Raw genomic sequence first — 19504 nt, 5'->3', positions numbered from 1 at the left:
AATCTTTCATTTCACTTTCAAAAACGAGCAGAAGTCTTACAGAATTGTAAGATTTCTGCTCATTTAAAATTTAACTAACATATGGTAATTGAATCACAAACGTGCTTCCTTTTTTCTTTTTGCCGGAGGTTACCGTAATCATACCTGCGTGCTTTTCGATAATTTCTCTCGATAGAAAAAGTCCGATTCCTGTACCACTCTTTTCCATGACCTCCCTGGAACTTCCTCTGTAAAATCGTTGAAAAATTTTGTGATACTCATTCTGCGGAATACCAATTCCCTGATCCTCAATTTCCATTCTTACAAGATCGTTTCTTTTTTGTAACCGGATAAATATTTTTGAACCACCCGGACTGTACTTGACCGCATTATCCAGAACGTTGATCACAGCTTCGCCAAGCCACCTTTTATCCTGCATAATCGTGCATGTTTCCAGCTCTTTTTCATAGTCAAAAACGAATTCAATTTCTTTCTCATCCGCTTTTGGATATGTACGATTCACAGCAGATATGACAGTATCTATAAGTGGAAGTTTTTTCTTATTCATCTGAATCAGTCCAGTTTCCATCTTGGATATTTCAAGAAGCGACTGCAATAATGTCTCCAGTCCATCCAGAGCACTCCGACAACGGATACGAAACTCCTCCTGTTCTGTGGCACTTAAGTCATTCTGCATCAGCACACTAAAACATGTATCCAAAGCTGCAACCGGTGTCTTTAACTGGTGTGAGATGTCAGAAACCATTTCTTTCGTGCTCTCTTTTTCTGTCCGTGCTTCTTCCTTTAGCAACTGAATATGATGTCCGATTGCTTCAAGCTGGTCATTCAATTTTTCCAGTTCTGCGTAATTTTCCGTTTTCAGTAAATCATCAAATTTATTTTCACGGAATCTGATCAGAATTTCTTCCAACTGGTCTAATATTTTCTGATGACATGCATCTTCTTTTTTCTTCCAATAAAGTAAAAAAGTCAAAAAAAACACGCATATCACAGTGCTTACAGCACCGGTCACCATAACCTGATGCCGGAATTGCGAATAAAATGCATTCCCTTTATTCCCCCAGTATCCATATTGCTCCAATAATCGCCTTCCCTGTTCGTTGGTTTCAATATCCTTATCCTTAAGCAATTCCGAAACAGCATCCAGCCCGGAAAATTCTTCCTTGGCAGCAATCTCTGTCATAAGATTCATTTTATATTTATAATCTTCATAAAACACATATGTGGTAAAGCAATTTAATATTGCAAACAATAATATGACAGGTAATACCAAGGAGAGCACTACTGTAATCTTCTTGCGATATCTCTTTGTCACTGCCTTACCTCCTGATTCCATATATACCCAAGACCTCTGATATTCTTTATATAGACCGGTGCAGCCGGATTGTCTTCGATTTTCTCACGGAGTCTTCTGATATTGACAGCGATTGTATTTTCATCCACAAAATCCCCTTCCAGATCAAACACATTTTCCAATATTTGTGTTTTTGAAAGAATCTGTTTCGGATTCTGAAGAAAAAAAGTCAGCATTTTCAACTCCGTTTTTGTCAGACTGATTTCACGACTCTTTATCAGGACTTTCATTTCTCCTGCGATAAATACGATATCTCCCGAAATCATCTTTCCGGCTTCCGTTTTCTCCTGTCTGCGGCGGAAATGTGCTTCTATTTTCAAAAGAAGTACCGAAAGACTAAACGGCTTTGTAATATAATCATCTGCCCCTGCTTCATATCCCATGACCTGATCCATCTCCTGATCTAATGCTGTAAGGCAAATAATGTATGTATTATAATTGCATCTCATCCACCTTACAAATTCCAGTCCATTCCCATCCGGAAGATTCACATCACAAATGGTAACATCCACATTATTATCACTTGCAATTCTTTTCGCTTTTTTCACTGATTCTGCCGAAAAAACCTCATATCCGGATTTTTTCAGTGAGAATGTAATTCCACGATTTAAATTTTCATCATCTTCAACCACGAGTATACCTGGCATAGCATCTGCACCTCTCTTTATTAACTATTCATCTTAAAATGCTTCAATGCCTCCACAATTGCACTCTCTTTATCTTCTGGACACTGCGGTTGCCTGCTATCTTCATTTTTAGGTAAATTAGGACTTGGAACAAGTTCCAAGTCTGTCGCGGCAGTCGTCGAATTGCCCTGCAAGCAGTCCATTCTCCTCGTTGCAACGCGCAAATTCTTTCCAACCTCAATTCCGCATTTTCTCTTTACCTGTGAGATATATCCGGCTTTTGTTTCAGTTGGGACAAAAGAACAACCGTCTCCACATGCACCGTTCCCGGAAACATATCAACACAGCAGACTTTTTCTACACGGTATCCATATTTTGCAAACTCTACCAGATCCCGCGCAAGAGAAGTCGGCTTGCAGGAGATGTAAAGCATTTTTTCACACCTATATAAATCAACTATCTTCGGCAGAGCCTTCGGATGGATTCCTTCGCGCGGTGGATCAAGAACGATGAAGTCCGGTTTTTCTTCGATTTCATCGATCACCTTCAGCACGTCTCCGGCGAGGAAACTGCAGTTGGTAAGGCCGTTTGCCTCTGCGTTCTCTTTTGCAGCTGTAACAGCTTCTTCCACGATTTCCACGCCGATCACTTCTTTTGCGACCGGTGCAAGGATCTGGGCGATGGTTCCGGTTCCGCTGTAGAGGTCGAAGATCGTGCGGTCTTTCGTCTCGCCGACGAACTCGCGGGCGGTGCTGTAGAGAACTTCCGCGCCAAGGGAATTGGTCTGGAAGAAGGAGAACGGGGTGATCTTGAATTTCAGTCCGAGGAGTTCTTCATAGAAGTAGTCCTGTCCGTAGAGCACTTTTGTCTCATCGCTCTTTACAACATCTGCCAGGGAATCATTTATGATATGGAGGAATCCGACAACCTTTCCTTCCAGCGGCAGACCAAGCACTTCCTGCACGAGCGGCATCAGATCCCACTCTTCCTGGCTTGTGGTGACGAGATTTACCAGGATTTCTCCGGTATTCTCGGCTCTTCGAACCAGCAGGTGGCGCAGGTAACCCTCGTGGCTTATCTTGTGGTAGTAACTTGCGTTCCGCTCTTTAAAGTACGCCAGCACGCAGGTCAGAATCTTTGTGAAATCCTCATGCACGATTTTGCAGTCGCACGCGGTCAGGACATCGTAGGTGCTTCCCTTTTTATGAAGTCCGAGAGACAACGGGCCGTCCTTGTATTCATCGCCGAAGGAAAACTCCATTTTATTCCGGTATGCAAACTCCTTCGGACTTCCTTTGATTCCAAGGAACGGATAATCGGCCTCCCCCGCCTCATTGACCTGGCCGGCCTCCACGAGGGCATCGTCGAGCAGTTTTTTCACCTGACCGGCCTTCATTGCAAGCTGATCCTCATAACTCATCGTCTGGTACATGCATCCGCCGCAGGACGGGAAAATACTGCAGACCGGATCGCGCTTTTCCATCGGGGATTTTTCTGTTACTTCGAGCAGGCGGCCCTCCATGCGGTTCTTTCTTTTTTTGTTGATTTGAAAGCGGATCTTCTGTCCCGGAATTGCATTTTTCACGGTAACCGTCTCGCCCTCCACATGTACACGTCCTTTATTCGGGAAATCGATTCTTTCCACGACTCCCTCGTAAATTTCTCCTTTTTTCATTCTCTTCTCCTTCTATGTCAAACTGATTTCCGGACAGAAAAACTCCGGTACCACGTTCCGGCACCGGAGTTTCTTTTTTCCATCCTACTTATCTTCGTCTTCATCCTCGAAGTAATCGTCGAAATCGTCATCGAAATCATCTTCGAAGTCTTCCAGATAATCCGGAGTTACAAACCGGTATACTGCGTATGCGATTCCTGCAACTGCCGCTACCGCTCCGACAATGGCAAGAACCCATAAAATCACGTTTTTCGGTTTTTCGTTCTCACGTTCTCTCTGTTTTAAAAGCTCTAATACTTCATCAATCTTATTCATACTGTCCACCAACCTTTGCTTTAGATTAGAAACTTAACTTAACGATAGTATACCATACGAGCCGCAATTTTACCACAATTTCCGCTCTTTTTTATAAATCTTTTCGTTTCAACTCACAATCGGTATTTTCACAGAGTCTGACATGTCGAGAATAGTTCGACTGTGACTTTCCTCATGTCAGTGGAGGATACCGATTTCTCTCCGCCTACCACTGCCGTTATGTTTCTTTTAACAATTCATCCCACCACTTTAGAAGCTGAGGACTTCTTGTCTACTGGTGTTAAAATTCAGAATCCGCCGGCAGTTCCCGCAGAATCTTGTGGAACTGACCGCCGCAGCGCTCCATTTCTCCTAACACCTGGTCGATCCATTCACCCTTTGTATGCCAGTTTTCTCTGGTGAACTCAATATCCGAAGGACAGACAAAAAACTCTGTCTCCGGGTAGACAAGCTGGTAATACAGAATACACCGTCTCGCATGGAGATTCCGGCAGCAGAGGATCGCTTTTTTTACCTCGATGCCCGCCGCATCTGTCACTTCCCGTGACCGCAGTGCATTTTCATACGTATACGTCGCCTGGTCTTCGCGTAGAATCGCTTTCTCCGGCACGCTGTTTTTCTGCAGTACCGTCCGCAGAAACTCCCACTCGGTTTCATAGTTTCCGCCGTACTGCTCCGCAAGATCCTGTACACCGGCGAAATGCCCGAGCACAGTACTGTATCTTCCCGACGGAAGCACATACGGCGCAAATCCTTCTTTCCAGAGTTCTGCCGCGTGCGCCGCCATCTGCGGATATCCGTTTCCCGGCACAAAAATCACATCGGCTTTCTGCGGCTCATCCTTCACGAAAATATAGTCCGTAAAGTAGTTTAAAAACTTCTCATACATGAAATGTTACCACTCTTTAAAGTCCATGAGGCACTCTACGACATATGCCATATCCTGTTCAGACAGGCTGTAGAACATCGGCAGACGCATCAGGCGCTCGCTCTCTTTTGTTGTGTATTTGTCCTCTCCGTGGAAAACACCGAACTTCTGTCCGGCCGGGGAGGTATGGAGCGGAACGTAATGGAAGACACACATCACACCGCGCTCTTTCATATAGTTGATCAGTTTTGTACGTACTTCCAGATTTCTTGCCTTGATGAAGTACATATGCGCATTATGTACACAGCCTTCCGGCACAACCGGCTGCTCGATCTTTCCGGCCTCAGCCAGCGGACGGAGCTGCTCATGGTAATAGTTGTAGATGGCCATCCGCTTTCTATCGATTTTCTCATGTTCCTCGAGTTCTGCAAGCAGGTAAGCAGCATTCATATCGCTCGGCAGATAGGAGGAACCGTAGTCGATCCAGGTATATTTGTCGATCTGTCCGCGGAAAAACTTGCTGCGGTTCGTTCCCTTTTCACGAAGGATCTCTGCTTTTTCCAGATAATTCTCATCCTGGAACAGCAGTGCGCCGCCCTCTCCCATCGTATAGTTTTTCGTCTCATGGAAGCTGTAGCAGCCAAAATCGCCGATCGTTCCAAGGGCTTTTCCCTTGTAGTACGCGCTCACACCCTGTGCCGCATCCTCTACAACCTTCAGGTTATGGCGTTTTGCAATATCCATGATGGTATCCATTTCACAGGCAACGCCCGCATAGTGAACCGGAACAATCGCTTTTGTTTTTTCGGTGATGGCATCCTCAATCTTGGTCTCGTCGATGTTCATCGTATCCGGACGGATATCCACGTAGACGATTTTTGCTCCGCGCAGAACAAAGGCATCTGCAGTGGAAACAAACGTGTAGGACGGCATGATCACTTCGTCGCCCGGCCGAATCTCAGACAGGTAAGCTGCCATTTCCAGTGCATGGGTGCAGGATGTCGTAAGCATCGCATGTTTTACGTTGAAATTGTCCTGCATCCAGGCAGAACATTTCTTCGTAAAAGGACCGTCGCCGCACAGCTTGTTGTTTTCCTCTGCCGCCTGGCGGATGTATTCCAGTTCTGTTCCAATAAAAGGTGGTTTATTAAACTCTATCATTGTTTTTTCCTTATCTTTCTTCTATCCATTACTGTTTTATTTACTTTCAGAGCCCAAAACAAGCTCTTAGGTAGTCTCATTTTCTCACAAATCCCTGTGAATTTCAAGACACGATTTTGACATGACAGCCATATCATCAGACTGTCCATAAAGCTAAAAGAACCCTTGATTTCTCAAGGGTTCCACAAGTAGCGAGAGGGGGATTCGAACCCTCGACACCGCGGGTATGAACCGCGTGCTCTAGCCAACTGAGATATCTCGACATATTCATTTTCAACACCGTTTTTCATAAAATATGGGGCCTATAGGGCTCGAACCTATGACCCTCTGCTTGTAAGGCAGATGCTCTCCCAGCTGAGCTAAGACCCCACATCAGTGTTTTGTCTGTTGGCTTTTTATCTGTATCACCAACCGACTTCGTTAGTATAGCATTCCACCCGCCAAATGTCAACACTAATTTTCAAATTTTTTCGATTTTTTTCAACTTTTTCTCCCGCCACTCTTTCAGGTACTGCTCCTGTTCAAGATCTTCCCGTTCTTTCTCCCATCCTGCCGCCCGGCAGAGCGTCCATGCAAGCAGAAGAAATACGGCAAAAATCCCCGCCAGACAAACGATTCCCATCTTTTCTGACCGCCTTTCCTGTTCTGATTCTGCTAAAAAGCAAAGGATCTCCTTACTATTGTATCCGGAACGGCGGCGCTTTATTCCCTTTTCAGAACAAAAAGACAAAGCCGCCAGATTTCCCTTTCACCGGGATTCTGGCGGCTCCATTTTACTCAAAATTAAAATTCACATTCACGTTACGCTTCGTCAATCGCTTTTCCAATATCATGGCGGTAATATTTATTGTCAAAGTCAACCCAGTCAACAGCCTTATATGCATTCGCACGTGCCTCTTTCAGGGTATCGCCAAGTGCTGTCACGCCGAGGACACGGCCTCCGTTTGTCACGATCTCGCCGTCTTTGAACTTCGTTCCTGCATGGAAGCAGTAATAGCCCTCATGCTCTTTGAACGTCTCGAGTCCGCGGATCGGGAATCCTTTTTCGTAGGAAACCGGATAACCGTTCGAAGCCAGTACGATGCAGACACACGCATTATCTGCAAACTGCAGGTCGATCTGGTCGAGAGTTCCGTCGATGCAGGCTTCAAATACATCAATGATGTCTGTCTTCATACGAGGAAGCACAACCTGTGCCTCCGGATCGCCGAAGCGGGCATTGTACTCGAGCACTTTCGGTCCGTCCGGTGTCAGCATCAGTCCGAAGAAGATAACTCCCTTAAACGGTCTTCCCTCAGCTGCCATCGCATCTACGGTCGGCTGATAGATATATTTCTTACAGAACTTATCCACTTCTTCGGTATAAAACGGACTCGGGGAGAAGTTGCCCATACCGCCGGTGTTCAGGCCGGTGTCGCCGTCTCCTGCTCTCTTGTGGTCCTGTGCGGAACTCATCGTCTTGATCGTCTTTCCATCCACAAAGGAGAGAACGGAAACCTCACGTCCCGTCATAAACTCCTCGATGACCATCTCGTTTCCGGCACTGCCGAATTTCTTGTCGAGCATGATCGTCTTGACGCCCTCTTTTGCTTCCTCTAAGGTATTGCAGATCAGAACGCCTTTTCCAAGAGCCAGACCGTCGGCTTTCAGCACGATCGGGAATTTTGCAGTCTCGAGATATTTCTCTGCCGCTTCTGGATCGGAGAATGTCTCGTATGCCGCCGTCGGGATATGGTATTTTTTCATCAGGTCTTTGGAGAACGCTTTCGATCCTTCCAGGATTGCCGCATTCTTTCTTGGTCCGAATACGCGCAGTCCCTCTGCCTCAAACGCATCGACAACACCGCCGACCAGCGGATCATCCATGCCGATGACGGTCAGGTCAATCTCTTTTTCTTTCGCAAAAGCAACGAGCTTGTCAAACTCCATCGCTGCAATATCGACACACTCTGCGTACTCCGCAATTCCTGCGTTTCCAGGAGCGCAGTAAATCTTGTCTACCTTCGGGCTCTGCGCCACCTTCCAGGCAATCGCATGCTCTCTTCCGCCGCTTCCTACAATCAATACTTTCATCGCTCTTACTCCTTTATCTTTACGTGTCCGTCTTCTACCGTTACTTTTCCGTTTGCAATCAGATCAATCGCACGCGGCATAATGACCCACTCGGCCTCTTCCATGACGCGCTGCTGCAGTGCCTTCGGTGTATCGCCCTCGTGCACTTCGACTGCCTTCTGCAGAATAATCGGGCCGGTGTCTGTTCCGCCGTCCACAAAATGAACCGTCGCTCCCGTCACTTTGACGCCGCGGGATAATACGCCCTCGTGCACTTTCAGTCCGTAATAGCCCGTTCCGCAGAACGACGGAATGAGGGACGGATGAATGTTGATGATCTTATTCGGATAAGCATCCACAATGCTCTGCGGGATCACAACCAGGCATCCTGCGAGCACAACGAGATCGACGTTGTACGACTGCAGTTTCGCCAGCAGTGCCTCGTTGAATGCTTCTCTCGATGCAAAGGTCTTCGGGGAAAGGCATACCGCATCAATCTCCTTCTTTTTCGCACGCTCCAGCGCATACGCTCCTGCATTGTTGCTGATGACAACAGAAACCTCCGCGTTTGTGATGATTCCCTCGTCAATCGCATCCAGAATCGCCTGCAGGTTCGTGCCGCCGCCGGAGACGAGAACTGCTAATCTTAGCATAACTGTACTCCTTTTTCTCCGTTTTCAATGTGGCCGATCACATATGGCGTATCTCCTGTGGAACGGATGGCTTTCATCACTGCGTCTACATCTTTCGGATCAACAGCCAGTACCATACCGATACCCATGTTGAAGGTGTTGTACATCATCTGCTCGTCGATATTGCCTTTCTTTGCCATCAGATCAAAGATCGGCGGTACGGTGTAGCTGTCTTTCTGTACAACGGCTACGGTGTTGTCTTTGAGCATACGCGGAATGTTCTCGTAGAAGCCGCCTCCGGTGATGTGGCTGCATGCTTTTACGGTTACACCGGCATCTTTGATGGCGCGGAGTGCTTTTACGTAGATACGGGTCGGTGCAAGCAGGGTCTCGCCGAGGGTTGCGCCGAGCTCATCATAGTATGTATTTAAAGAATCTTTTGTCATATCGAAAACTTTGCGGACAAGAGAAAATCCGTTGCTGTGAACGCCGGTGGAAGCCATGCCGATCAGTACGTCTCCGGCTGCCAGATTTTCACCGGTAATCATGTCTTTCTTGTCACATACGCCGACAGCAAAACCTGCCAGATCGTACTCATCCTCCGGCATCAGGCCCGGATGCTCTGCGGTCTCACCGCCGATCAGTGCCGCATCGGACTGCAGACAGCCTTCTGCAACGCCTTTTACGATCGAAGCGATCTTCTCCGGATAGTTCTTTCCGCATGCGATGTAGTCGAGGAAGAACAGCGGTTCTCCGCCGGCACATGCGATATCATTCACACACATGGCAACGGCATCAATGCCGATGGTGTCGTGTTTATCAAGAATCATGGCGAGCTTCACCTTGGTTCCGCATCCGTCTGTACCGGAAAGCAGCACCGGCTCTTCCATTTCTTTGATTTTTGCCAGGGAAAAAGCGCCAGAAAAACCGCCAAGGCCGCCTAATACCTCCGGGCGCATGGTTTTCTTTACATGCTCTTTCATTAATTCTACTGATTTGTATCCAGCTTCAATATCTACTCCTGCGTTCTTGTAATCCATGGTGAACCTCCCTTGTCCTTTGTTTTTATTTACTGTAGTTACGGTATCCTGTTTCCTGCAGTTTTGCGTCTTTTGCCTCAACCTGCTCTTTCATTTCCTGTGTATATGCTTTCAGTTTTGCAAGCAGTTCCGGATCGGAAGTTGCAAGAATCTTTGCTGCCAGGATTCCGGCATTGGCACCGCCATTGATGGCAACGGTTGCTACCGGAATGCCGCTCGGCATCTGTACGATGGAGTACAGGGAATCACGACCTCCAAGCGATGTGGTATGCATCGGAATTCCGATGACCGGCATTGGGAAAATAGCTGCGCACATACCCGGCAGATGAGCTGCCATACCTGCGCCTGCAATGATAACCTTGAAGCCTTTCTCCTCTGCGGTTTTTGCATATTCGAAAAATACATCCGGCTCGCGGTGTGCGGAGATGATTTTCATCTCGTACTCAATTCCAAATTTTTCCAGCATGTCGGCTGCTTTGCTCATTACCGGCATATCAGAGTCGCTGCCCATCACAATTCCTACTTTAGCCATGTTGTTCTCCTTTTCTGATTAACTGTTCTAAGCGTTATTCATTAGTTATGCTTATATTTATGTTTTAATCATTCAGTTCTGCTTATAATATACTAAGCAGGCGCAGAAATGTCAACCCATAATCAGCCAAAAGGTTCATTTAATTCTTCCGTTCCCGGCAGGACGAAGCGTCCGTCCTCAATGAGAGGGATCGTCGTTCCGTCTGCTTTTTCGACCGCAACCGACTGCAGTTCGCGGTACGGAATCGTGATGTCCGTGTGGCATCCGAAGTATGCTTTCGACGGATCTTCTTTCCGTTTTGCCGAAACCTCGTTCTCGCGCGCGATTACTTCTTTTCCGTCCGGGTTGTACATCGGGCTGTCCTCCGCCCAGGCGTAGCAGGTGTCGCCCATCGCAAAATGCGGGCCCATCTTCTCTGCAATCAGGATCGGCAGTTTTCCGGCGATGCCGTACTGCTCTGCCATCACGTACGCCGTCGTGTTCGTTCCGATGGCAAACTCACCGATCGGCAGCGTCCTGTGGTGATACAGCAGGTTTTCTTCTATATAAGTACGATTGTCCTCTTCTTTTTCGAAGTTTGCGCAGTCATACGCGGTGATCATGCCGTCGGTCAGCGTCAGGCAGAGATCGCGGTAATACAGCTCGTTCAGGTAGACCCCCGTCACATGGAGCACGCCTGTCGTGCCGGTAAGACTCGGGGAAGTAAAGACCTCTCCGACCGGAATATTGCAGTCGGCAACACAGTTCTCAAAATTCGTCTCTTTCGCAGGATCGTTCAGATGATGCAGCATCACGCGCAGATCCGTTCTGTTCTCTCCTTTTCCAAGCACATGCACGGAAACACCCTCGTCGAGCGCATCGATCAGGTACTGCTGGATGCGCTGGTATTTTTCGTAATCGAGCGTGTTGATCTTTACGATCTCACGGAAAATTTTTTCGTAGCGCGGATCGATCTCCGGCATCGGGTAGGCGATGATCGTGTAGCCGTACTCGTCATCCTTGATATAGCGGTTTACAATCTGGCCCGCCTCGTTCTGGAAACCGACACGGAGCTTTTGCTGGCGCTCGTTTAAGTGCAGTGCCTGTTTTTTATTTACTGGCTCAAACGGAACTTCGCCGAAGGTTTCCACCACGGCAGGGCCGGCATAGCCGTCCGCCAGTTCTTTGTACTCGTCGTATTTCACCTGCATCGCGCGGAGCCGTCTCTTCACGAGATCCTCGTTGAGATACAGCGCCTCATCGTTCCGGTGATCGTAGTCATACTGCTTATTCGCAGACGCACCGGCAACCCACGTTCTCCGCGCGCCGCGGGAAATCACCGGCTCGAGTCCCATCTCGCGGAACTGTAATATTGCCGCACGGATCATGCGCTCAAAACCGATGTGGAAGCGGATGCTGACTGTCTTCTTTTTCGACAGATCTTTTCGCGCCACGAGAAAGCACTTGCGGAAGCCTTCTGTGTAGGTGCGTGCCATCGCGTCGATTTCTTCCTGGCTGAACGTATTTAAAAAGCGGGCTGTACCCTTCTCATTTTCGGTGATATATTCGCCGTACTGGTACAGATACCGCAGATCCGTCAGATCAGATTCCATCACAATATCCTTCACAAAGTGCAGCGACGGGTCGACGATTTCGCGCACCTGGTATTCCTGGCGCTCCTCGGCGTAATCGCTCACATACCAGTAAATGCTCTCTTTTACATACTGCGCGGACGGCAGCGTCTCCTCCTCGAACATCGCATACAACTCGAGATACAGCTCCATCGCCGCAGTCAGCCCCAGCAGGCGGTCCTCATAGACCCAGACAACAGCATTTCCCAGCTCCCGGTACAGGCAGCAGAGGCTCCTTCCATGCGTTTCACCAAGTGCCCGCACGGCAAACGCCGGGTTTCCGTAGGAGGTCTCATACCGCTCCCCGATCACATCTTCATACGGCTCGCGGTTAAAAACAGCCAGCTCTTCCTCGGATGCTGTTTTTAGATATCCTTCTGCGATTCTGCTCCGGATCTGGTCCATTTTGCAGAGGTACTGTGCCATCTGTGCAAAAAAATCGCGGTACGGCTGCGGAACGCTTTTTTCCGCCGGAATCTGGCGGATCCGCTCAATTGCAAGCGCATACCGCTCGTTTAATAATTCATCCGTCATAAAAAAATCCCTTTCTGTTTCTCTTTAACTGTTACGAGGGGCAGATCTGCCCCTCATTCTTCTTAACTTATTCCTGTTTTTCTTCCCGGTCGTCAATAATTTTTCCATCCCGGATACTCTGTTCGAGAATCTCTTCCATATAACTCCAGATCTCCTCGGAGCCGGTCGCCGTCTTCTCGTTTCGTTTTAACGGCTGGGAAATCCGCACATTGTGGCTGGTCCAGTCTTTTCCATCGTTCTCATGATTTAAAAGCAGCGGCTGGAAATTGTCCATCACATGGGCAAAGCGCGCTTCCGGTGTCTCATACGCTTCGAACTCGAGCCAGAGATCCATCAGCATTTTTCCCTGATCCTCCGGCAGCAGGCCGTAGATGCGCTCGGCCGCTTTGTGTTCTCTCTCGTCTTTTGTTTTGTTTGCCTCCGCGTCGTACGCATACGTGTCGCCTGCATCAATCTCCACGAGGTCGTGGATCAGCAGCATGAGCATCGTTCTGCCGATGTCGATTTTCTCATTCGAATATTCCTGCAGCAGAAATGCCATCACCGCCATGTGCCATGCGTGCTCCGCGTCGTCCTCCTGGCGCGAATAGCCGCGGATGTGCGTCTGGCGCAGGATCTGTTTTTCTTTATCAATCTCCAGAATAAAATTCAGCTGTTTTTCAAAACGTTCGCGATCCATCTTTTTCCCCTTTTCTTTTATATGTACTCCCGGAGTCTTTCTGTGCTTGATTTTACGAGAGTACATTTATCTCACACCGATCAGAAACAATGCAAGCCATGCGACCAGCATGCCGCCGCTCGTAATCGAGCCGAGAACCGACATTCTGTGGCTGACCTGTTCTTCTTTAAAGCTCTTCATTCCCACATAGAAGCCGTATCCCGACAGAAGGAATGAGAACAGTCCCGCTGCTCCGAGAAAAATGCCTCCGTTTCCGCGGAATGCAAACGATACGATCGAAGCCAGCAGAAACAGAAAGACCGAAGCACCTGCCATATAGAGAGCTTCCTTTCCGCCTTCCGACGGCTTCCGGACAAAATTGTAATTATACTTCTTCCTCGCCATATTTCCATCTCCTGAATTTATTGCAGATCAGGAATGCGCCGCAGCCGATCATGGCTCCAAGCGTATTCAGGATCAGATCATCTACATCAAAGCAGCCCACCTTCGTGATGAGCTGAATCGTCTCCACGCAGAGGCTGAACATAAAACCAAGAAGCGATACTTTCCAGAAACTCTCCATTTTTTTGTGCATCACCGGAACGATAAAGCCGAACGGCAGAAAACCGATCACATTGCCCGCCAGATTTAAAAATGCGGCAAGGAATCCCACCTTTTCGCGGTAAATCCAGAACCGTCTGATTTCCTGAAACGGCACCAGATTGTAACGGTAATCCAGTTCAAAAAAGTTTCTTCTCCCGTATTCTTCTGCAAAAAACAGAAAATAAACGAGCGCAAGAAGATACACCAGAAATAAAATCCGTCCCACAACGCGGATTCTGGCTTTCGTCTCCTGCTTCATCTTCGTTTCCCCTTTCTGCGTTGTTCTCCCCTCTGCTATCAGAAACGCCGGCATACCTCATCGGCGCACGCGCTTCCGAAATATCCCGGCATTTTTTCTTTTTGAAAGGCGCTTTTAGAACATGATTTCCCCGCGTCGTTTCAGCAGGCCTGCCCCGCTTACGATCATCAGAACACCGGTTGCCACGCCAACAACAACCAGTACGGCGCCCATAGCGATATTTCCGCCGCCGACACGTCCCATGGTTTTATAAATCTTTTCATTCATAGCGCAAAACTCCCTTTCCCGGTGTACCGCATCTTATTTCACGCCGTACTCCTCATAATATGCATCAATGGCAGCCTTCATCTTGTCATCGATCTGAATTTTGCCCTGGCATGGACGGTTGTACAGATACGTGATAACGTCCTCCATGGTTACAATGGCATTTGCCGGGAAGCCATAGGTTTCCTGGATTTCCTCGAGTGCGCTCTTATCGCCTTTTCCGCGCTCCATGCGATTTAAGGATACCATCAGTCCTTTGATCTCCACATTGCCCTGTGCCTGGATGATCGGGAAGGTCTCCTCGATGGATTTTCCGGAAGTGGTTACATCCTCAATAATGACAACGCGGTCACCGTCTTTGATCTTGCTTCCAAGCAGCAGTCCTGCATCTCCACCGTGGTCTTTGGCTTCCTTCCGGTTGGAGCAGTAGCGTACTTCTACACCGTAGAGATCATGAATCGCAATTGCTGTTACAACACTGAGCGGAATTCCTTTGTATGCCGGTCCGAACAGAACGTCAAAATCCAGCCCGTAGTTGTCATGGATTGCTTTTGCGTAATACTCGCCGAGACGTTTTAACTGGCTGCCGGTTACGTAAGCGCCTGCATTCATAAAGAACGGGGATTTTCTTCCGCTTTTCAGGGTGAACTCTCCAAATTTTAATACCTGGCTCTCGACCATGAATTCAATGAACTCTTTCTTATACTGTTCCATCTTATTTTCCTCCATATTTTCAGGGGAAGGCATCGGTTCTCGCATGCCGCCCGTTTTTACTTCTATTCTGTTCTATACTACCATAAACGCCTCTGTTTTTCCAGTCCAGACACAGGATTTCGCATAAAAAACATAAAATCCACACAAATAAATTTCATTCTCTGACGCAAAAAATCCCTCCGCCCAGAGAACGGAGGGATTTTGATATGTTTTCTTTTTAGAAATCTACTTCTGTATCATAGTAGCAGCATTTCAGCAGTTTTTCCATCTCTTCAACAGATGGCTGTCTCGGGTTGGATCCGGTGCAGGCATCGGCGATGGCATTTACAGCGATGTCGTGCAGTCTCTCCAGGAATACGTCTTCCGGAACGAAGCCCTGCTCGGTCGGATAGCTGTCTTTTCCGTAGTTCTTGATGCAGTGCGGAATGTTCAGTTTGTCGTTCATGCCGCGCAGATAGTCAATGAGGAGTTTTACTTTCTCTTCCGTTGTCTCGCCGCCAAGTTTCATCTCGTCAGCGATCACTGCATAACGTTTTGCTGCAGTCTCGTCTTTTGCGTTGAACGCGATAACCTTCGGCAGGTACATAGCGTTTGCTGCGCCGTGGATCAGGTGAGCGCCGTAATCAGCGAATGCTGCGCCTGTTTTATGTGCCATGGAGTGAACAATACCAAGAAGTGCATTGGAGAATGCCATACCAGCGAGGCACTGTGCGTTGTGCATGCTGTCACGTTTTGCCATATCTCCGTTGTAGGAATCTACCAGGTCTGCCTGAATCATCTTGATTGCATACAGTGCCAGCGGATCGGTGAAGTCACAGTTCGCTGTGGAAACGTATGCCTCGATTGCATGGGTCATAGCGTCCATACCGGTGTGAGCAACTAACTTTTGCGGCATCGTCTCTGCCAGATCCGGATCTACGATTGCAACGTCCGGCGTGATTTCGAAGTCTGCCAGCGGGTATTTGATACCTTTTTCATAGTCTGTGATAACTGCGAACGCGGTTACCTCGGTTGCTGTTCCGGATGTAGAAGAAATTGCACAGAAATGAGCTTTTCTGCGGAGTTTCGGCATTCCGAATACCTTGCACATTTCTTCGAAGGTGATGTCTGGATACTCGTATTTGATCCACATTGCTTTTGCTGCGTCGATCGGAGATCCGCCGCCCATTGCTACGATCCAGTCCGGCTGGAACTCTTCCATCGCTTTTGCTCCGCGCATAACAGTCTCGACTGACGGATCAGACTCGATTCCCTCAAAAAGCTGTACTTCCATGCCGGCTTCTTTCAGGTAGTCTACTGCGCGATCCAGGAAACCGAAACGTTTCATGGAGCCGCCGCCTACACAGACGATTGCACGTTTTCCTTCGAATGTTTTCAGTGCCTCTAAAGCACCCTTTCCGTGGTATAAATCTCTTGGTAATGTAAATCTTGCCATTGTTCAGAACCCCTTTCTTGTTTTGCTTCTGATGGACAGCTCCGGCAGATCAGATCAGCAGAATTTCTGTTTTTCCTACTCTCTGTTTGAGCCGCCTTTTGTCTTTTGTTTTCGACTTTGTTATTATTATAACAAACTTTTTCAGGGATTTCCAATACAAAAATGATATTTCCTGATGTCAATTATATATGTCTTATTTACTCCCGTGCCGCATGCAATGCCTGTTTTTCACGGTACATCGCTCTTTTCCTCCAGCTTTCCGCTTCCAGATATTTCACGAAAAACACTCCCAACCACTTTCAACGCCTCCGCCAGATCCTCCCGAAAATCCTCATCCCCTCTCCGCAGACTATTCACCCTGCACCCAAACACCCTCTCATGCCCCGTACAGTGCAGATACCTGCCGTCCCCCAGATACATCCCCACATGCCCCCTCCAGAACAGCAGATCCCCGGCCTTCGCCCGTTCCTCCACCAGACACATCTCCTCCCCTTCTCTCCAGATCGCTTTCATCGGATACCCTTCCCTGATATCCGCATCCCGCCAAATCAAAACCCCATTCATCAAATACACCATAAACACCACACCCGAACAGTCAATCCCATCCGCCGCCTTCCCGCCCCACCGGTACTGGCATCCAAGATACCCCTTCGCACACTCCACAACCTTCCTCCGAAACTTCTCTTCCGACCACCCCTCCGGAATCCCCTGCTCCACAAAAAACCTCTCTTCCGATTTTCCCCACAAAAACCGATCCGAATCCAGTCTTTTTCTTAATGCCACCTCCGGCACAAACCCACTGATCCCATTCGCCAGTTTCACCCTGCAATACCCATTCTCCGTCTCCTCCATTTTCTCCACAAAACACCCCCGTCCCAGCGTCTCCAACATCCGCGACTGCACCCGCGCTCCCCTCATCACATCCGCAAACCCGCGTGTCACCACATACGTATTCCCTGCCTTTTCCCTCTCCTCCATCCACTCCCGGCTTTTCTCTTCAATCAAATTCCTCTCCATCCACCCCCGATACCCATAATGCGTCCAAACCTCAATCCACTCCCCCTCATCTTCCCACATCACGCTCCATCCAAAAAACACCTCATCCACCACATCCACCCCATTCTCCTCATACAAAAACGCCCGCTTCACTTTAATGATCCCATACTTCATCTCACATACCACCTTCCATTTTCTATATACTATGCACCCACCACAACACTCTCACGCCGATCCGCCCCCGGCGGATCCAGACCTACTTCGTTTCAGCTCCACACAACCAGACCTCACTGGAATTTGCGCCTGCCGTGTGGCGGGCATAGAAAAAGAGGGCAGAAACTGTGAGCCCGGAACAGGTGCAGGAAAATGGGATGGTTCCCGTTTCCCTGTGCCCATTCTGAGCCACAGTTCCGCCCTCTTTTTCTCGCCCGCCGCACCGCAGATGCGAAGCCGCTCGAGGCCGTCCGTCTTATCTCACCGCCCCGATCAGCGAATTAATATCGTCAACCTTATGCCTTCTCATATACTCTTCGATACCGCGAACCGTTTCAACAGTCGCATACGGATTAAAGAAATTCGCCGTCCCAATCGAAACCGCCGTAGCCCCCGCCAGAATAAACTCCAGCGCATCCTCCGCCGACGCAATACCGCCCATACCAATAATCGGCACTTTCACTGCCTGCGCCACCTGATACACCATCCGCACCGCAATCGGCTTCACCGCCGGCCCCGACATACCGCCAGTCTTATTCGCAATCGCAAACTTCTGCCGTTCAATATCAATCTTCATCCCAGTAAGCGTATTGATCAGCGACAGCACATCCGCCCCGCCGGCTTCCGCAGCCCGCGCCATCTCCGTAATATCCGTCACATTCGGGCTCAATTTCATAATAATCGGCTGCTTCGCATATTTTTTAACTTCTCTGGTGATCGCCTCCACCGCCTTCGGATCCTGTCCAAACGCAATACCGCCCTCCTTCACATTCGGGCACGAAATATTAATCTCCAGCAGATCCACCGGCTCCGAAGTCAATCGCTCCACAACCTCACAGTAATCCTCCGTCGTCCGTCCACACACATTCACCACAATCTTCGTGTCAAACTGTTTCAAAAACGGAATATCCCTCTCACAGAACACATCAATACCAGGATTCTGCAGTCCGATCGCATTCAGCATTCCGCCGTAAACCTCCGCAATACGCGGCGTCGGATTCCCCGGCCACGGCACATTCGCAACACCCTTCGTCACAACCGCGCCAAGCTCCTTCAAATCCACAAACTCACTGTACTCCGCGCCGGAGCCAAACGTACCAGATGCCGTCATAACCGGATTCTTCAGTTCCACACCCGCCAGATTCACACTTGTCTTCATCGCTTTTTCTCCTCCTCGCGTCACTTACAGCTCAATTTCCGTACTTAAAAAGACCGGTCCGTCCTTGCAGATCCGCTTGTTGTGCACATGTGAATGACCATCCACCTCAGTCGACTGGCAGACACACGCAAGACATGCGCCAACGCCGCACGCCATCTTCTCTTCCATCGAAATCCAGCATGGAATTCCCTTTTCCAGACCGTACGCCTTAATCGCACGCAGCATCGGAGCCGGACCGCAGGCAAAAATTACATCTGCTTCCAGATGATCCTCGCGCACCGCATCCATCACATTGCCCTTCACACCGGCACTTCCGTCCTCCGTTGCAATATGAAGATCGCCTGCCGCAGCAAACTCCTCATTTAAGAACAACTCATCGCGGTAACCACAGCAGATGATCGTGTCCGTTCCAAGATCCTTCGCCGTCTGCAGCATCGGCGGAACACCGATACCGCCGCCCATCAGCATCACACGTTTTCCCTTACCTTCCTCGATCGGGAATCCATTTCCAAGCGGCCCTAAAATATCAACCTCATCCCCCGCTTTCAGATGCGAAAACTCCTCCGTTCCTGCACCTGCCACACGGTAGACAATCCGAAGTCTTCCTCCCTCTCGGTCGATCTCACAAAGAGAAATCGGACGCGGCAGAAGACGGCTGCCGTCTTTCGAAAACAGAGAAATAAACTGGCCGGCCTTCGCCTCTTTCGCAATCACTTTCGTGGAAATCCACATGCTGTAAATTCCTTTTGCAATGCACTCCTGACTTTCCACAGTACAGCATTCCTTGATTTTCATAAGCTGAAC

The 19504-nt window shown here is 48.7% G+C and carries 21 protein-coding genes and 2 tRNA genes; all 23 read right to left on the bottom strand.

Features of this window, described 5'->3' with window-relative positions; translation table 11 throughout:
* Positions 1–70: 70 nt before the first annotated feature.
* Positions 71–1336: a sensor histidine kinase gene (locus tag DWX32_RS06310; RefSeq protein WP_118659420.1), complete on the bottom strand. Its 1266-nt coding sequence runs from the start codon at positions 1334–1336 to the stop codon at positions 71–73.
* Complete coding sequence (locus DWX32_RS06305; RefSeq protein WP_008120506.1) at positions 1312–2001, bottom strand: response regulator transcription factor; 690 nt, start codon at positions 1999–2001, stop codon at positions 1312–1314. Before DWX32_RS06305 ends, DWX32_RS06310 begins: the two co-directional genes overlap by 25 nt.
* 235 nt (positions 2002–2236) lie before the next feature.
* Entirely contained in the window at positions 2237–3655 is a 1419-nt protein-coding gene (rlmD, locus tag DWX32_RS06295; protein WP_118659419.1) for a 23S rRNA (uracil(1939)-C(5))-methyltransferase RlmD, read from the bottom strand.
* Positions 3656–3739: 84 nt separating this feature from the next.
* Positions 3740–3970 carry a hypothetical protein gene (locus tag DWX32_RS06290; RefSeq protein ID WP_055221244.1) on the bottom strand — a complete coding sequence of 77 codons (231 nt, stop codon included), beginning with the start codon at positions 3968–3970 and terminating at the stop codon, positions 3740–3742.
* A gap of 280 nt (positions 3971–4250) precedes the next feature.
* Complete coding sequence (locus DWX32_RS06285; RefSeq protein WP_055221246.1) at positions 4251–4859, bottom strand: YdcF family protein; 609 nt, start codon at positions 4857–4859, stop codon at positions 4251–4253.
* Positions 4860–4865: 6 nt separating this feature from the next.
* On the bottom strand, positions 4866–5999 hold the full coding sequence (gene rffA / locus DWX32_RS06280) for a dTDP-4-amino-4,6-dideoxygalactose transaminase (protein ID WP_117760542.1): 1134 nt from the start codon (positions 5997–5999) through the stop codon (positions 4866–4868).
* 189 nt (positions 6000–6188) lie between these two features.
* Positions 6189–6262 (bottom strand) — tRNA-Met (locus DWX32_RS06275).
* A gap of 33 nt (positions 6263–6295) precedes the next feature.
* Positions 6296–6368 (bottom strand) — tRNA-Val (locus DWX32_RS06270).
* Positions 6369–6459: 91 nt separating this feature from the next.
* Positions 6460–6621 (bottom strand): hypothetical protein, encoded by a 162-nt coding sequence (locus DWX32_RS19545; protein ID WP_022462017.1) that lies wholly within the window; start codon positions 6619–6621, stop codon positions 6460–6462.
* A 179-nt stretch (positions 6622–6800) separates the two neighbouring features.
* Positions 6801–8072, bottom strand: coding sequence for a phosphoribosylamine--glycine ligase (gene purD / locus DWX32_RS06265; protein WP_055227099.1), 1272 nt, complete (start codon positions 8070–8072; stop codon positions 6801–6803).
* 5 nt (positions 8073–8077) lie between these two features.
* Positions 8078–8704 (bottom strand): phosphoribosylglycinamide formyltransferase, encoded by a 627-nt coding sequence (gene purN / locus DWX32_RS06260; protein ID WP_055221251.1) that lies wholly within the window; start codon positions 8702–8704, stop codon positions 8078–8080.
* Positions 8698–9723, bottom strand: coding sequence for a phosphoribosylformylglycinamidine cyclo-ligase (gene purM / locus DWX32_RS06255; RefSeq protein ID WP_118659418.1), 1026 nt, complete (start codon positions 9721–9723; stop codon positions 8698–8700). Before purM ends, purN begins: the two co-directional genes overlap by 7 nt.
* 25 nt (positions 9724–9748) lie before the next feature.
* A complete protein-coding gene (gene purE, locus DWX32_RS06250) occupies positions 9749–10255 on the bottom strand; it encodes a 5-(carboxyamino)imidazole ribonucleotide mutase (RefSeq protein WP_022462013.1) in 507 nt (168 codons plus the stop codon).
* Between the two features lie 122 nt (positions 10256–10377).
* Complete coding sequence (locus DWX32_RS06245) at positions 10378–12399, bottom strand: aminopeptidase (RefSeq protein WP_118595602.1); 2022 nt, start codon at positions 12397–12399, stop codon at positions 10378–10380.
* 67 nt (positions 12400–12466) lie between these two features.
* Positions 12467–13078 (bottom strand): HD domain-containing protein, encoded by a 612-nt coding sequence (locus tag DWX32_RS06240; protein ID WP_117760545.1) that lies wholly within the window; start codon positions 13076–13078, stop codon positions 12467–12469.
* 66 nt (positions 13079–13144) lie between these two features.
* Positions 13145–13462: a hypothetical protein gene (locus DWX32_RS06235; protein ID WP_055221259.1), complete on the bottom strand. Its 318-nt coding sequence runs from the start codon at positions 13460–13462 to the stop codon at positions 13145–13147.
* Positions 13443–13919 (bottom strand): VanZ family protein, encoded by a 477-nt coding sequence (locus tag DWX32_RS06230; RefSeq protein WP_055227152.1) that lies wholly within the window; start codon positions 13917–13919, stop codon positions 13443–13445. Before DWX32_RS06230 ends, DWX32_RS06235 begins: the two co-directional genes overlap by 20 nt.
* 114 nt (positions 13920–14033) lie before the next feature.
* Entirely contained in the window at positions 14034–14186 is a 153-nt protein-coding gene (locus tag DWX32_RS19810) for a hypothetical protein (RefSeq protein ID WP_055221261.1), read from the bottom strand.
* A gap of 33 nt (positions 14187–14219) precedes the next feature.
* On the bottom strand, positions 14220–14897 hold the full coding sequence (gene pyrE / locus DWX32_RS06225) for an orotate phosphoribosyltransferase (RefSeq protein ID WP_117802627.1): 678 nt from the start codon (positions 14895–14897) through the stop codon (positions 14220–14222).
* A gap of 217 nt (positions 14898–15114) precedes the next feature.
* A complete protein-coding gene (locus DWX32_RS06220; RefSeq protein ID WP_055227104.1) occupies positions 15115–16332 on the bottom strand; it encodes an iron-containing alcohol dehydrogenase in 1218 nt (405 codons plus the stop codon).
* Between the two features lie 228 nt (positions 16333–16560).
* Positions 16561–17502, bottom strand: coding sequence for a C40 family peptidase (locus DWX32_RS06215; protein ID WP_118595601.1), 942 nt, complete (start codon positions 17500–17502; stop codon positions 16561–16563).
* Between the two features lie 295 nt (positions 17503–17797).
* A complete protein-coding gene (locus DWX32_RS06210; protein ID WP_022462000.1) occupies positions 17798–18700 on the bottom strand; it encodes a dihydroorotate dehydrogenase in 903 nt (300 codons plus the stop codon).
* A 24-nt stretch (positions 18701–18724) separates the two neighbouring features.
* Positions 18725–19495 carry a dihydroorotate dehydrogenase electron transfer subunit gene (locus tag DWX32_RS06205; protein ID WP_022461999.1) on the bottom strand — a complete coding sequence of 257 codons (771 nt, stop codon included), beginning with the start codon at positions 19493–19495 and terminating at the stop codon, positions 18725–18727.
* Positions 19496–19504 lie beyond the last annotated feature (9 nt).

The organism is Blautia sp. AF19-13LB (genome assembly GCF_003479105.1).
Lineage (GTDB): Bacteria > Bacillota > Clostridia > Lachnospirales > Lachnospiraceae > Fusicatenibacter > Fusicatenibacter saccharivorans.
Note: the sequence above shows the minus strand (reverse complement) of the source record. Positions and strands in the feature narration are given on the sequence as shown.